The sequence below is a fragment of the Bacillus sp. FSL K6-1218 genome, from assembly GCF_038006445.1.
GTDB lineage: Bacteria > Bacillota > Bacilli > Bacillales > Bacillaceae_G > Bacillus_A > Bacillus_A thuringiensis_S.
On record NZ_JBBOVE010000001.1, the window covers coordinates 3,491,785 to 3,507,667 of the forward strand.

Here is a 15,883-nt window from a genome sequence, read left to right on the forward strand (position 1 = left end):
TATGGGGAATCTTAAGTTCCAAAAAATAACTTTATTCGAATTTATTATTTTCATTCATTCGCTGCAACTTGCATCTGGTATGTTAATTATGCCAAGCCCACTTGCTACTAATGCCGGCACAGATGGCTGGATTTCGATCATTCTCGGATGGATAGTTACTTCTATAATCGGGGTATTTATTATATTAATGTTACAAAAAAATCCTAACAAAAATTTCTCACAAATCTTAAAAACATACTTTGGTAAATGGATAGGGACAATTCTTTTTCTTGCATATGCCTTTTATCTATTTTTTGCTGGATTTAATACTTTATTAAAGGCAACCGATATTGTAAAAGTGTGGATATTCCCTTCCACTCCTGCTTATCAAATCACCATATTATTACTATTACCTTTTATTATTTTAGCCCTGAGTGGGTTAAGGGCTCTTACTAGTTATTCTATGCTTGTTTTCTTCTTCACTACTTGGATGCCACTATTTCTTCTTTTTTCGCTAAAGACTAACTACAATCCTTTACACCTACTACCTATATTTAAAGAAGGATTATATCCTATTGTAAAGGCAACAAAAGAAACCATTACTCCTTATGCTGGCCTAGAAATTGCATATTATATATACCCATTCTTACAAAAAAAACAAAAAGCCATAAAAGGACTACTAATAGCGAATACTGGAACCATGTTTTTCTATCTATATGTTACTATTCTTTCTTATATATACTTTAGTCCAGAGGGGATAAAAGACGTAATCTGGCCAGTATTTCATCTGTTAAAAGGGGTTCGTTTTTCTTTCATAGAACGATTAGAAATTATATATATCGCTTACTATTTAATTGTCTTTTCCACTACGATATATCCGTATTTATTTTTCAGTTTTGAATCTGTGGCCATTTCACTTCAAAAAAACGCCCGCAATTGGGCGCTGCTTGCTTTTATGTTATTTATAGTTGGCCTATTTATTTTCCTAAATCCCGATGTGGATCAATATTTGTTTATATATTCTCTTATGGATATCTTAAATGTCGTTTTCTTTATTCTATTACCAATCTTATTTTTCGCTTACGGTATTCTTTTTACTTGGATTACTAGGAGGAAACAACTTTGATTCGAAAATGGATATGGATTGTAATTTGTTGTGTATATATAATTGGTTGTAGTCAGAGAATTCCTCTTGAGAAGGTTTCATTAATCCTGTTAATTGGCTTGGATAGAACCCCTAATGGAGACATAAAAGTTGGAACAAGCATACCACTCTTTCATCATAAACAGCAAAAAAGTACTATAGAACATTGGACACAAGCATCCACTGTATATACTGGATTCAGTAAGATAGATACGAAGTTAACTGGCTTTATGACAGCTTCCAAAGCTGAAATCATTTTAATTGGAAAAAAATTAGCACAAGAAGCAAATTGGTTGCAGGAGCTTGATTCTTCTTACCGTGACCCTTACGCTACCATTAATGCTAAAGTAGTACTTGTAGATGGACCTGCAGAAGAAATTTTTACAATTCATAAGCCTAGTAAACCATCACTTTCATCTTATATAAATGGTGTAATCGAATCGTCAATTCAAAATAACCAATCCGTCTCTTCTACAATTCAACAATTAATGAGAGAACAAAATGAAGAAGGAATGACGCAAACTGTTCCAATTATCAAAAAAACAAAGAATGAAATCGACACAGTAGGAATTGCATTTTTAAATCGAAAAGGGAAATATTTAACTCATATCCCTAAAAAAGATGTTAAATTTTTCAATCTTATAAATAAGCAAAAAAGTAGCGGGCGAATGATACTACACCTTGCGCTTCCTCCTAAAAAGTCCAACAAAAAAACAAACACTTCTATATTCGTACAGAACGCGACAAGGAAGGTAGTTGTTAATTTTCAAAACGGAAAGTTTGTATTTAATCTCGATATTTACGCTAATGTAGCTTTAATAGAAAAAACCAATGCGAATTCAATTAAAGGGCACTATGATAATAAAAAAAATATAAATAATTTAAAAAGTGCTATTCAAAAAGAAATTAATAACAATTTACAAAATATGTTATATGAAATACAACAGAATAAAATTGATCCAATCGGATTATCCCAATATGCTAGAGCATTTCAATATAAAGAGTGGAAAAAAGTAAAAGGAAATTGGTTGCAAGCGTTAGCAGAGGCTAAAATAAATGTAAAGACACACGTCAAAATAAAAGATACTGGGACCATTAGAAATTAGACTAGTCTATTCTTCTGCTTAAAATTATTTCTAAGTGGAATTTTCCATCCTCTATAATTATTATGTAAAAGATAATAACTCAAAGAAAAATCTACTGGTTAAATGCTAACCAATAGATTTTTCTTTTTTATCTAAGGATTCTTTTAAAGGCACAACAATTTTACTATAGTAATCAAGGACTGGTTTCTAATTTAAGTTACTGGAGAGTATAATCCCTACCAGCTTTCATCCCAATAGCAACTCAATGATATAACATTAAAGATATAATTCCTTAACTTAGGGATTTTGACTTTTCAAATTTATACCAATATCTTAGCTCTATGTACTTTGATATATATATGTCCACATCAATATGTTATTGCATCATATACTGAATAGATAATTTAAATTACTTTTAAAAAGGATGATCAGGATGAACCTAGATGATATACAAAAATCCTATGGCGTAATTGTAAGTTTAGGAGGCTTGTGTCAAGTCACTAACCAAATCAAAAGGCATCATTTAAGAACATTTTCTGGACCTTTAGATTGGTTTTATTATCCATCACTTTCAGATGTAAACAGATTACTTCAAAATCGATTTGAAAAATTTATGAAGTTGGAAAATATGGTCATAGAAGGTTCAGAAAGTTACGGTCTTATTGAATCAGAATTTGATAATCAAACTAAATGGGCAGAACGAATTACCTATTGTATAAAGGACACTTATTATAATTGTTTTTCAATGCATGACTTTCCTATTGACTCAGAAAAGGATTGGAAATCAACCTATCCTTCTTTTAAAGCTAAATTAGACACTAGAATTAATCGATTCCTTGAAAAAATAAATAGTAGTGAATCAATTTTATTCATTAGGATTTGGGGAAATCGAGATGAAGCGGTTGAATTAAAAAACGTATTATCCGAAATTACAAATAAAGATTTTAATATTCTTATTGTCAATTTTAAGGAGGATATATCTAATATCGTTGAACAAAATTGGGGAATATCGAGGGTTTGTTCAATTGAACTCCCACGTTATCAGGATAGATGGGAAGGTGATGATTCCGATTGGGATTATATTTTAAATAAAATAACATTAACTTAATACTTTTCTTCTTACTTTTAACATGATTTTGCCAGTAAATTAAAATAGGTGTAGAGAAATAAAATTCCCATCTAATTGATACACACTTAATTAATAAACCGTTCATATAATAATTCATAAGTCCTTCTTTATTGAATAAATGGTTCTTTACAAAATTGATTCCATCACTAGAGCACCTTTATACGGTGCTCTTTTTTAAATTTGTAAAATCTACAATGTAATATTTGTTCACTTTTCCTTTAAATAGTTAATTTCCTTCTTAGATTTTTCATTATAAGCTTCTTCAATTCCCTTGATTCCCCTCCCCTTCTTTTATCTTACAAACAAGCAATTTCTTTCATTAGTATTAAATAAAATAAAGCATTGATTTTAAAATAACCTAATTTACATAAGATTGAGAATAAACTACAGTGCGTATTCTTCACGTTTAATCAGCATTTGAATTATAAATCTAACATATATTTTTTAGTTGATTGTCATTATGGTACAACCGTGTATACATTTATCAAACAAACTACATAGTTTAAATTAGTAAAATATATAGAGAGGAAGGAAAGAAATTTATGAAAGTCATAATTTTGTGTGGCGGAAAAGGGCTTCGGATGCAAGGAATTTTAGAGGACATTCCCAAACCATTAGTTCGAGTTCAAGGAAAGCCTCTCCTCTTGCATATAATGAATTGGTATAGAAAATATGGACATTCTGATTTCATTTTGCCCCTAGGATATAAAGGTGAGAAAATTAAAGAATATTTTATGGACTTTAGCTGGAAAGAGAATGACTTTAGTTTGAATTTTAAAACCAATCAATATACGCTACTTCAGGAATTAGAAAATTGGAATATACACTTTATAAATACAGGAATTGATACAATGACCGGGGCAAGGCTAAAAAAACTTGAACCCTTTGTACAGGGTGAAACCTTTTTATTAACTTATGGCGATGGATTAGCAAATATAGATATTGATCAACTAATAGCATTCCATAAAGAAAAAGGAAAAATTGCTACATTAACTGGAATTAAAAAAAATAGTCAATATGGCCTATTGGCGGTCGAAAATGGAATTGCTATTGATTTTAAAGAAAAACCATTACTTGATGAAGTAATTAATGGCGGGTTTTTTGTATTTAACAAAGAAATATTCGATTATTTAGGTGATAGTGATGATTGTGTTCTAGAAGAAGATCCTCTTCACAATTTAATAAAAGACAATGAGCTCGCAGTCTATGAACACAATGACTTTTGGGCTAGTGTCGATACACCTAAAGATTTAAAAACTGTAGATGAAAGTTGGAATCCTAATAAATTTTAGTGGAGAGGACTGAATAAACATTGAACTCTAATGATAAAAAAATAAGTTTACCTCGATTGTATATCCCCTCTAATGAGAAAATAGTTAACCCGCTTTCAACAGGAATTAAAGCTTCAAATCTCTCCAAAAAAAATACTCAAAAAAGAATGAATCCCCAATTCTATAATCAACAACATGATCTAAATAATCATTTCTGTGTCATTGTAGGTAGTGAATATGTCTTGAAAATCATTGCTTTACAGCAATCATTAATGCAGTACTCAGAAAAATTCACATTGTGGATTTGTTGTATAGACCCTTTTGCATATTCACTATTAAAAGAAATGAATTTAATTAATGTAAACCTTTTACAAGTTGAAGAATTAGAAGATAGTGAACTAAAAGCAATTAAAAGAAAAAGAAAAGTAAATGAATATTGTTGGACTTTAAAATCTGTCTTGATAGAATATTTATTGGTCAATTATGATTTACCATCTATTCTATATTGTGATGGTGATTTATGCTTTTTCTCTGATCCTAATATTATTTTTGAGGAATGGGGTGAATACTCCATTTTCCTTACCCCCCAAAGAGATCGTGATTGGGTAGAAAAAATGTATGGAAAATATCAGGCTGGGCTAATTGGATTTAAGAATGATCTCTATGGACTAAAAAGTGTAAGATGGTGGAAAAATAAATGTCTAGATTGGTGCAGTGCCGAGGCTGAGGAGGGGAAATTTGGAGACCAAAAGTATTTAGATTATATCCCTATATATTTTCCAAAAGTAAAAATTTCAAATAACTTAGGTATAAATGCTGCGCCTTGGAACTGTATATATAATAACGATTATAAAATTGACAAGACTAAAAACGATGTATTTATTGAAAACGACAAACTAGTTGTTTACCATTTTGCATGTATTACTATCTTTAATGCAAATGATTTTGATCTTTGGTCTTTGGGAGCAATTTCAATACCCAATAATATATTAAACCATATTTACACTCCGTATTTAGAGAGAATTCAATTTGTTTTAAATCAATTAAAAGATAAATTCAATAAAGATACTAAACAATTTTTAAGTAAAAAAGATATAAATAAAGCTCAAACCTTATATAAAGATTCACAATTAAGAAGAAAAATGAATCAATCCAATCATTTTATGAACTTTTCCATGATTATAAGTAAAGAACGATTAATTCAAGGATTGACCTCTTATTATTCCTTAGAAAATTTCAACGCTAAATTTACTGTATGGATCTGTTGTATGGATGATTTAACTTATCAAATATTAGAGAAATTAAAATTAAAGCACGCCATACTAATTCCGGTAAAAAATATTGAAAATCATGAACTCCTCAGTATAAAAAATGATAGAAGTTTACAAGAATATTGTTGGACATTAAAAGCGCCCCTATGTCTACATGTCCTTAGTCTTTATCCGGAAGTTGATCACATTATATATTGTGATGCTGATATGTATTTCTTTACAGCACCTAATATCATTCTTGATGAATGGTGGAAATACTCTGTATTCCTTTGCCCTCAAAGAAGCTCTACTGAAATTGAAAACATACACGGTATATACCAAGCTGGTTTAGTAGGCTTCAAAAACGATCAAAATAGTAAAGAAATTTTAACATGGTGGAAAGATAAATGCCTAGAATATTGCAATAATCATTATGATGTTGAAATGAATAGATGGGGTGACCAAAAATATTTAAATCACATTCCTAACATCTTTTCTAATATTAAAATCATGACTCATAAAGGTATTGATGCAGCACCTTGGAATGTCATTTTAAATAGCAGTTCTATATCAAAAACAGATAAAAAAGTTTTTATTGATCAAGATGAATTAATAGCTTTTCATTTTGGAAGTATGCAAATTATTAATCCAAATGAGTTCGATTTATGGAAACAAGAAACTTTAGAATTACCTCCAGAAGTTTTAGATTATATATACATTCCTTATATTGAACAATTGAACAAGACATGTCATACCCTTCATAATACTTTTCAAAAATCCCCCTCCTCTTTATTTGCTGACCAAATTGATACAACGACAATAAAAAATTATTTTAAATACTCCTCCCCTCATCACAATTAAGACTGATACTCTCCTTATTTAAAAACAAATCTTAATAAAGGATAGATTTTCACTATGATTACTTCATTTAAAAATAAAACTTTCCTTATTACTGGTGGATACGGTTTTATTGGTTCTCACTTGGCACGAAGACTTTTAAATTTACAAGCACGAATTGTTCTTTTCATAAGAACACCATCAAATTTTTGGAGACTAAAGGATATTATAAAAAATATTGAAACCTATGAAATAGATATACGAGATAAAAAACAAGTACAAGATGCAATAAAGAAAGTTAATCCGGATTATATCTTTCACCTGGCAGCCTATGGTGTAAATTCTGCCCATACAGATTACATGCATGCTATAGAAACAAATATTATAGGGACATGTAACATTATTCAAGCAGCAAAATTGGTGAATTGTAAAAAAATCATCAATTTTGGGAGTAGTTCTGAATACGGTAACAAGATGGAACCTATTCATGAAAATATGTTACTAACTCCTGTGGATATCTACGGAAGTACCAAAGCTGCTGCTACTATACTCGCCCATCAAATTGCTAGCGAAAACAGCATTAATCTTATAACATTAAGACCTTTTGGCATATTCGGAGAAAGCGAGGAGCCACATAAAATTTTTAGCTATATAATCTTGCAAGTATTACGAAACAAAGATGTAAATTTAACTTTATGTAATCAATTAAGAGATTATTGTTATATAGAAAATATAATAGATGCCTGTATCCTAGCAGTAGAAAATACTACTGTACAAAATGAAATCTTTAATATTGGGAGTGGCACTATTTCCCCCTTGAAACATTATGTAGAATTATTATTCAAACATTTGAAAACCAATTCCAGACCAAATTACGGTGCAATTCCCTCTAGAACTAATGAAAGATGGGTTCCTGAAGCAGATGTGCAAAAAATAAAAAACTCTCTTTCCTGGGAACCTAGAATTAATATTGAAGAAGGAATTATAAAAACTGTTAATTGGTATAAAAATAATAAACATTTATACCTAACCCCCTAAAAATAGGGTACTAAAGGAGGTGGACTAATTGTTAAATCAAAACTTTAATAATGCTTTTTACGGAAAGACAATTTTAATTACTGGACATACTGGTTTTAAAGGTTCTTGGTTATCCCTATGGTTGAATGAATTAGGTGCTACTGTAATCGGATATTCATTGGATTCTAAAAATAAAAATGATAACTTTAACATTACTAACCTTCAAAATAATATAATTGATATTCGTGGAGACATTAGGGATTTTAATAAATTAAATAAGGTTTTTACAGATTATAAACCTGAAATTGTATTCCATTTAGCTGCCCAACCTCTAGTTAAGTATTCATATGAATATCCTAGAGAAACATACGAGGTAAACGTTGTAGGAACTATGAATGTACTAGAGGCAATTCGATTACATGAATCAGCTAAAATAGGAATTATGGTGACAAGTGACAAGTGCTATGAAAATAAAGAATGGCCTTGGGGTTATCGTGAAATTGACCCTATGGGTGGCCATGACATATATAGCTCAAGCAAAGGATGCTGCGAACTTTTAATTTCTTCCTATCGAAATTCTTACTTTTCAGAAGAAAACTTTTCTCACCACAAGAAAATAATTGCAAGCGTTCGAGCTGGTAATGTAATTGGTGGTGGTGATTGGTCAATAGATAGAATTATTCCTGATTGTATACGAGCATTAGAATCAAACAAAAAGATTATTATTAGAAACCCTACTGCTATTAGACCCTGGCAACATGTACTAGAACCCTTAAGCGGGTATTTACTCCTTACAGAAAAAATTATAAATAATGGTATCCTTTATTCAGGAGCATGGAACTTCGGGCCATCCCTAAGCAATATTGTTCCAGTAGAAAATTTAGTGACAAGTTTACTAGATATTTGGGGCTGTGGGGATTGGACAGCAGAAAATATAGGGACAATAAATTTTCATGAAGCAAATTTACTAAACCTTGACATTAGCAAAGCAAAATTCAATCTTGATTGGCAACCAAAATGGTCCCTACAACAAACTTTAGAAAATACAATAGAATGGTATAAACATTATAATTCTTACACCAGTTCTGAGATGATAAATCTATGTATTAGCCAAATCAAACAATATTGCATGCTTTGAACTACTCCCACTTACTCATACTTGCTGTGAATTCCTTAAGGAGGGGGTCCTCTTAGCTAAAATAATAAAAGACACATTAATTTTTATAGTCTAAATTATAAACCTACTATACCTAAAATGATGTAATTATCCATTAACAAAGATTTTATTTCCTCAGTTATTTTAAATCAATTATTGACATTATACTGTAGAATAAAGGAATCACATATTTTTCTAGTGATTCCTTTGTTCTGAGAAAATAATGCCTTGCTTTAACGACAATACAGTATATGCGATTATTAATTTATTTGTTCTAGTTATGAAAAAATCTATTCCTGTCAAAAGAGCTTTCTTCAAAGAAAAACTTCCTATTTTCTTCTACTTATCCTACCCGAAAAGTAACTAAGATAAAAATTCCAATAATTATATCTACTATTATAGAATTATACTGAGCTTTAACAATTTTATAATTATCCCCTTCTTGTAGCTATTCCACTAAAGTTCATGCTTATGATTCTCTTATTTATTATCACCAATGTCGATGAATTCATGCATTGCTTATTCTATACACAAATTGCTTTTTGAATTATCTTTTCAGAATAAGTAAAGAAGGCTTTCTCTTTTATGCACTTCTCCCCTACCAGTCTTTAATTTGCCTTTAATCAACATTAAGAACAAATCTTCAAATATAATAGTACATCTTCTATAAAACAAAACCATAAGTAAGATAATTTCACTATTACAAATAATGAGATAGTCTGTTTCACCTTTTTACATTATCCAAAAAAGAACTTGTAGAAATTCTTACAAGTTCTTCTTTTGTTTTCTTTATTCTCTTCTTATTTACATACGCAAGATTTATACATTTGGTGGTGATACATACTATATGTATCCGATAAAATAATTTGAAAATTAATACGTAATTGATCCGTTTTAAGAAAAGAAAATTTCATAAATCTTCAATCACAGTTTCTAAGTTCACCTGATAGAACGTATAAAGACTCCTATTATCTTTTGATAATTTTTGGATGTTTTATTCTAAGTATATTCGACATAAATTGATTATTTTTTATGAATTTTCTTGAAAAATATTGTAATAACACTCCATTTTTCCTTCTATTTTGTTATGATGTTTATAATTAAATTGGATTAGGATTTTTTTAGAAAATGGGGGCGTATATTATGAGTGTTTCAGTAAAGGGAAATGAGCAATTAACCTCTCTATTGAACGACTGGTATCGAGCTATGCTATCTCAACAAGTTATAAAAGCTACTAATCTAAAAAAGAAAATTGATGAAAAAATTAATAAGTTAAGCATTGAACCGGATCAAGAACATCAGGATCAAAATTTGTTACTATACTATTCACTACTCGAATTTCGTTACAAGGTCTTAACAGATAGCCTTGGTATTCAACAAAATAGTTTTGATACTATTAGCGATTATGATATGCCTACAGATCAATTTCTACGATTCTATTATCACTTTTTCAAATCCATTCATTCCACTTTTATATCAAATTATACTGAGGCAGAGGAACATTATAAACTAGCAGAAAAAATATTGGTAGCTATACCAGATGAAATTGAACATGCTGAATTTTACTATAGAATTGCTACTTTCTATCACCATACCTATAACAATCTCGCTTCTATCGAATACGCAAATAAATCGAGAGCAATCTTTTCAAAGTATGAAGGTTATGAAGTAAAAACAGCTTTTTGTAATAGTTTGCTAGGTGGTTGCTGCATCTATTTAAAACAGTACGAACAAGCAGAAGAATATCTACATTGTGCAATTGATTTACTACAAAAAAATAGGGAAGAAGATTCCTTGTTATACGTAAAAAATACTATGGGGTGGCTGTATTCTGATCAAAGTATGTCTACTTTAGCTATTCGTCACCTTTCAGAAGTAACAGAGAAAATCCCTACACACTTCAAGGCCATCTTCCTACAAGCTAAGGAACATTATAAATTAGGAGAACAATCAACGGCCAGCCAACTCATTGATAAGGGATTACAGATTTGCAGAAAAATTCATAACGAAGAATACACACACCACTTCTCTATTTTAAAAAGATTAAACGAAAATATTCCATTGGAAGAATTAGAAAAAATCATTCAAGAAGGAATCTTATACTTTGAGGAAGAAGAATTATGGGAATATGTTGTCGAATACGCTGAATTATTTGCCACAAAATGTAGACAATTAGAGAACCACCAAAAGGTAAGTGACTATTTCCATATTTGTTATCAAGCAAGACAAAAATCAATCGCAAAAGGAGTGTTAAAATAATGAAAAAAATTAGCTTATTATTATCAGGCATTGCTTTTATTGGGGTATTAACGGTGGGAATTTTTCAGTTTTCTAAAACAGATCAGCTTGCTACTCATGGGCATTATCCTGCTCCTTCATATAGTGTTGGCGATTATGGTGGTGCACCACCACAAATTTAATGTAAATGTATTAAAAAACCCTCCAAATGGAGGGTTTTTTAATGGCTTTTCTGCCTGTTCAATACGCATAAAGAGTACATATTATACTTATTTACTATGCATTTCCACTCTGTAACAAGATTCTAGCATTCTCTCCTAGAATCTCAACTTAAATCTTAAATCCACCAATTAACTCTTGAAGTTCTTCTGCCATCTGTGCTAATTGTATTGCTGAAGAATTTATCTCTTCCATAGAAGCATGTTGTTCCTCAGATGAACCAGCTATCGTTTGCATACTTGAAGAATTCTCTTTTACAGCCATAGCTATTTGATCAATCGATGTATCGACTTTCATTGCATCAGTAGTCATAGTATTAGATAGTTCCACCATACCATGCACTTTTGACACAATATCATTTGCAGATTTTGAAATCTCATAAAAACTTTGTTTTGTATCGTTCGCAACTTTAATTCCCGACTGTACCTCTACTCCCACTTCATTCATAGCTTTTACAGTCTCATGTACGTCTGCTTGTATTTCCTTAATTAAGCTTCCAATTTCCATCGAAGATTCGGATGATTGCTCTGCTAGCTTCCTAACTTCATCCGCAACAATTGCAAACCCTCGCCCCTGTTCTCCTGCTCTAGCTGCTTCAATTGCTGCATTCAATGCTAATAAATTTGTTTGTTCCGCAATATTTTGAATCGCTTCTAATATACTTCCAATTTGTTGCGATTTCTTATCTAATAATTTTATTACATTATCGGATTGAGAAACAGAGTGATGAATAGACTGCATTTGTGCTACAGTTTGTTCTACTAATTGTTCACCTTCATTGGCTTTTTGTTTTGTGTATATGGATGAAGCCGATACTTCAGATGCATTCTCAGCTACATATTGAATATTTCGTGTTACCTCACCAATTAATTCAGCTCCAGACTCAACTTCATTATTTTGAACCTCTGCACTGTTCGAGATTTCTTCCATCTCTTTTGTAATTTGTTCTGTCGCAACACTTGCTTGCTCTACACTAGCAGTTAGTTCCTCAGAAGACGCAGCTACATGTCCTGCAGATGTGTTAATTTGAGAAATAATATTACGTAACGACTCTGCCATTGTATTGAAACTACCACCTAATTGACCAAGTTCATCCTTTGAACGAATATCTATTTTCTCGGTTAAATCTCCTTGACTAATTCTTTGAGCTGAAATGACTAATTGTCTTAGTGGAGTAATTATAGATCTGAGTATGAATAGAATTACAATTCCACCTAACAATAATGAAGCCCCTATTATAGTGAGCGTTTTATAAAAAATAGGATTAGTAGCTTCTTCAATTTCTTTCGTAGGCATTACGCCAGCTATTTTCCAACCTATTTTTTTATTTGTCTTAAAGCTTATGTTTCGATCTTCGCCATTGAGGCTATAAGTAATTACTCCATCTTCTGTCTTGTACAATTCATCCGCTAAAGTTTTCTCTAATTTCTCTCCAGGCTTTAGTGATGGATGAACAACTATAGTTTTATCTTGACTAACTATAGATACAAATCCTTGCTTTCCAATTTTTATCATTTTGGATGTTTTTACGATATCTGTAATATTCAAATCTACGCCAATGACACCACTTTTATCTGCATTTTGCTTTGCAATTGCAATTACCATATTTCCTGTAGACTTTGATTTATAGGGAGATGAAACAATAATCTCTCCATTTGCTTTTACTGCATCCTTATACCAACTACTTTCTAACGGATTAAACCCTTCTGGTATTTTGCCAACAGGTGCATGAATAAATTGATTGTTACTGGATGCCGTATAAATCGTTTCTATCTCTGGATGTAACTGTATATATTGATCAAATTTACTCTGTACATTTTGCGATTGTTCAGGATTATAATCCCCTTGTGTGAGTACCTTTGCAAAATGAGTGACATCTGTATGCTTATTTTCTAATTCATCATCAACAATCTTATCTAAAATACTTATATTATCTTTTGCTGATTGTAGAATTGTTTCATTAAGATCTGTTTTTGCTTTATTATAAGATGATACTCCTACGATAAGGCTTGGTATAATTAATATTGCTATAAATGCCATAGACAACTTCGTTTTAAGCTTTATTTGTCCCAATCTTTCTTTTATATTAAACACTAGATACTTCTCCTTTTCATTTTTACTACTTATATAGTTTATTTAAATTTTTCTCCTTTATTTTTCCACATTCATTTATGGTACCATTCGAAATGAAACCACAATTACATCCTATTATCCACACTTTACCATTTAGCGATTTAAATTTCACAGGCAGAGTTTTATCTGTCCTCCTTTCGAATATGTTATTTTTCTAGATTCAGCAATTATTAGACTACGAATTATTCCAAATAAACTGGATGCAACATATACTTCATTTAAAAAATAATTATTGGATTTGTTTGGATAAAGATCTAGTTTAGCGCTAATCCAATCGGATGAAATTCTTACCATAATAAATTAACTAAAACATAAATTCTAAATAGCTGGATAAAATAAATTAGAGAATTACATTGTAACACGTATATATAAGTTCGTAATATTAAAATTTAAAGCTTTGCTATTTTTTATATGCAATATTACATGCGAAAAGCTCTATTTTTTTGTTATACTATGCATGTGGATTTTTCATTCAAAAATCTACCCAAACGCATATTTATGTATATGCCACCCTAATTGATGAAAGTGAGAAGAATGTTTATCATTTTTCTCACTTTTTTATTTAGGCTCTGTTAATATTGATTATTGATAAAAAGTATTAAATAAGGGAAGACACCTTAGAGTTGGTGCTTCCCTTATTTGTTGATTATTCAAATCTAAAATAGGTATTTTCTAAACCTATTCTTTGCTTTAATGTTCTGCCCAAATTTCCTCCTCATCTTCAACATTACTTAAAGGCATCTATTTCGAGTTATCCAATATTTCGCCCTTTTCTTAATTCATTCGTTTATACACGAATGTTGCTAGACACAAATTATCATGAGCATCCGTCATTTCATTGATTAGACGACCACCAACAGAGAAAAAAGACTCAACATAGCTTTTTACCCATTGAAACACTTGCTCTTTTAGTTATTTTTACATGTTGAATCTACGAAAATGAATTCCCTTATAAAAAACTCTAACAGAGAATCTTCCTTTCAAATTTCACCTAGGGAATTATTTGTTTTCCAAAAAACCTACAACATCTTTATCAACTCATTTTAGAATATTTAAACAATAATTCCATATACATTACCTGCATAAATTATTCATTTTCTTTTATATAAGACCTACCTTTTTACTTTTGATAGATTATTAGACATTGGATTATTATACATAAACCCTAAAAACATGCTGTATTTTGTAGAATTTTGTCTATCAATATATATGTACACCCTTTTGTAGTGGATATAGACTGTGAGTTGTAAGGAGATACCTTACAAAATAATAAAAAGGAGATTATAAAATGAGTAGATTAACAAAATTCTCAAAGTTAGTATTTGCAACTTTAATCGCGGGAAGTAGTTTAAGCACAATTGTTTCGTCACACAGTGTACAAGCTGACACCTTAGATCCTAATTACCAAGACACTGTAAAATTCATATCACCTTCTAGTGCTAGGCCAACATTGGAACAAAAAAACACTATTGTTCCAGATGTAAAAGTTGTTAAAAACCATTATGTAAAGTACTCTAAAGCACATTTCCAAACTAAAGAAAGTATACCAAAAGAGATTTATTATTCTTCAGAAGGCTTTAAGGGCTATATACAGGCAAGTACCGTTTGGGATATGGGAGATCATTTCGCAACACTATATTCCGGAACCGTTATTCGATGTTAGACTTTTAATCCATTCTCTCCTAATGCTTAAAATGATCAATAGCTCACTGCCAATACTGTAATATCTATTGTTCAAAAAATAAACCACAAAATCTTTCGATTTCATGGTTTATCAAATATAAAGATAATGCTAAACGAATACTCTAACATTACCTTCCCCAAAGTTAATTATAGAGTATTTTCAAAAAAAAGACACTCTTGCAGTGTCTTTTTTATATTATTAAAAAAATTACGCCTACTAACATCTTATTGTTGCGACTATTCATTTATTTCAATATGATACTTTTTCATCTCGTATATGCAATAGACAATGATAGCTAAACTCCAACTGACACCATAATAATCATGTGTGTAGAAGTCATATCCCGCCTTAATACCTTTCTCTATTACAACAAATGTAAATCCTAAAGCCACCCATTTGTTCATTTTCATCTTAATAAACGTTAAAGAGATAATTATTAAAAATAAAATATTTGTAAGATGATTTATCATTAGCTCATATTTTTGAATGTATACTGCCATCATACAAGCAATGATATTAGTCGCAATGCCAAAGGCAATCATCGCCCCCCAAACCCTGTCCGAAAGTCCCATTCCTGAGTCAGTCCCTTCCTAAACAAAAATCCTTTTCTTTAATTCGTTCCTTCACCCTATTCAAGGTATGCTAAATTATCCTTGTCTGATGAATACCTATTTATCTTTTCATATAGAGCAAACAAAATCTTTACTCATAATTTTTTCTTTATTAAGAAAACTATGTCTA

12 protein-coding genes are annotated in these 15,883 nt (G+C 30.6%); 10 read left to right on the forward strand and 2 right to left on the reverse strand.

Translation table 11 applies throughout. The features are described 5' to 3' along the window. The first annotated feature begins 1 nt into the window (after nucleotide 1). From MHI26_RS17775 to MHI26_RS17815, 9 genes are all read left to right on the forward strand, one after another. Nucleotides 2-1,105, forward strand: coding sequence for a GerAB/ArcD/ProY family transporter (locus MHI26_RS17775; protein WP_061667954.1), 1,104 nt, complete (start codon nucleotides 2-4; stop codon nucleotides 1,103-1,105). Then, a complete protein-coding gene (locus tag MHI26_RS17780; RefSeq protein WP_000619982.1) occupies nucleotides 1,102-2,229 on the forward strand; it encodes a Ger(x)C family spore germination protein in 1,128 nt (375 codons plus the stop codon). The genes MHI26_RS17775 and MHI26_RS17780 overlap by 4 nt, the downstream gene beginning before the upstream one ends. 412 nt (nucleotides 2,230-2,641) lie before the next feature. Beyond that, nucleotides 2,642-3,316 carry a papain-like cysteine peptidase gene (locus MHI26_RS17785; protein WP_001046793.1) on the forward strand — a complete coding sequence of 225 codons (675 nt, stop codon included), beginning with the start codon at nucleotides 2,642-2,644 and terminating at the stop codon, nucleotides 3,314-3,316. A gap of 563 nt (nucleotides 3,317-3,879) precedes the next feature. Continuing rightward, nucleotides 3,880-4,629, forward strand: a complete 750-nt coding sequence (locus tag MHI26_RS17790) for a sugar phosphate nucleotidyltransferase (RefSeq protein ID WP_000864427.1) — start codon at nucleotides 3,880-3,882, stop codon at nucleotides 4,627-4,629. 20 nt (nucleotides 4,630-4,649) lie between these two features. Then, complete coding sequence (locus tag MHI26_RS17795) at nucleotides 4,650-6,719, forward strand: hypothetical protein (protein ID WP_061667955.1); 2,070 nt, start codon at nucleotides 4,650-4,652, stop codon at nucleotides 6,717-6,719. A 54-nt stretch (nucleotides 6,720-6,773) separates the two neighbouring features. Further along, nucleotides 6,774-7,733, forward strand: a complete 960-nt coding sequence (locus MHI26_RS17800) for an NAD-dependent epimerase/dehydratase family protein (RefSeq protein WP_000633064.1) — start codon at nucleotides 6,774-6,776, stop codon at nucleotides 7,731-7,733. A gap of 28 nt (nucleotides 7,734-7,761) precedes the next feature. After that, nucleotides 7,762-8,850 carry a CDP-glucose 4,6-dehydratase gene (gene rfbG / locus MHI26_RS17805; RefSeq protein ID WP_061667956.1) on the forward strand — a complete coding sequence of 363 codons (1,089 nt, stop codon included), beginning with the start codon at nucleotides 7,762-7,764 and terminating at the stop codon, nucleotides 8,848-8,850. A 1,161-nt stretch (nucleotides 8,851-10,011) separates the two neighbouring features. Next, complete coding sequence (locus MHI26_RS17810) at nucleotides 10,012-11,127, forward strand: Rap family tetratricopeptide repeat protein (protein ID WP_000116955.1); 1,116 nt, start codon at nucleotides 10,012-10,014, stop codon at nucleotides 11,125-11,127. After that, nucleotides 11,127-11,288, forward strand: a complete 162-nt coding sequence (locus tag MHI26_RS17815) for a hypothetical protein (protein WP_000724107.1) — start codon at nucleotides 11,127-11,129, stop codon at nucleotides 11,286-11,288. The genes MHI26_RS17810 and MHI26_RS17815 overlap by 1 nt, the downstream gene beginning before the upstream one ends. 148 nt (nucleotides 11,289-11,436) lie before the next feature. On the opposite strand, the gene MHI26_RS17820 is transcribed toward MHI26_RS17815, so the two are convergent. Beyond that, nucleotides 11,437-13,419, reverse strand: coding sequence for a methyl-accepting chemotaxis protein (locus MHI26_RS17820; protein ID WP_000481862.1), 1,983 nt, complete (start codon nucleotides 13,417-13,419; stop codon nucleotides 11,437-11,439). 1,327 nt (nucleotides 13,420-14,746) lie between these two features. Between MHI26_RS17820 and MHI26_RS17825 the strand changes: the two genes are divergently transcribed. Continuing rightward, complete coding sequence (locus tag MHI26_RS17825; protein WP_000088966.1) at nucleotides 14,747-15,121, forward strand: hypothetical protein; 375 nt, start codon at nucleotides 14,747-14,749, stop codon at nucleotides 15,119-15,121. Between the two features lie 257 nt (nucleotides 15,122-15,378). On the opposite strand, the gene MHI26_RS17830 is transcribed toward MHI26_RS17825, so the two are convergent. After that, a complete protein-coding gene (locus tag MHI26_RS17830) occupies nucleotides 15,379-15,714 on the reverse strand; it encodes a hypothetical protein (RefSeq protein ID WP_000524426.1) in 336 nt (111 codons plus the stop codon). Between the last annotated feature and the right edge of the window lie 169 nt (nucleotides 15,715-15,883).

Excerpts from the sequence above, each read along its gene's own strand:
- MHI26_RS17815 (WP_000724107.1), top strand. The coding sequence starts at position 11,127 with ATGAAAAAAATTAGCTTATTATTATCAGGCATTGCTTTTATTGGGGTA.
- MHI26_RS17800 (WP_000633064.1), top strand. The coding sequence starts at position 6,774 with ATGATTACTTCATTTAAAAATAAAACTTTCCTTATTACTGGTGGATAC.
- MHI26_RS17775 (WP_061667954.1), top strand. The coding sequence starts at position 2 with ATGGGGAATCTTAAGTTCCAAAAAATAACTTTATTCGAATTTATTATT.
- MHI26_RS17825 (WP_000088966.1), top strand. The coding sequence starts at position 14,747 with ATGAGTAGATTAACAAAATTCTCAAAGTTAGTATTTGCAACTTTAATC.
- MHI26_RS17830 (WP_000524426.1), bottom strand. The coding sequence starts at position 15,714 with ATGGGACTTTCGGACAGGGTTTGGGGGGCGATGATTGCCTTTGGCATT.
- MHI26_RS17810 (WP_000116955.1), top strand. The coding sequence starts at position 10,012 with ATGAGTGTTTCAGTAAAGGGAAATGAGCAATTAACCTCTCTATTGAAC.
- MHI26_RS17785 (WP_001046793.1), top strand. The coding sequence starts at position 2,642 with ATGAACCTAGATGATATACAAAAATCCTATGGCGTAATTGTAAGTTTA.
- MHI26_RS17790 (WP_000864427.1), top strand. The coding sequence starts at position 3,880 with ATGAAAGTCATAATTTTGTGTGGCGGAAAAGGGCTTCGGATGCAAGGA.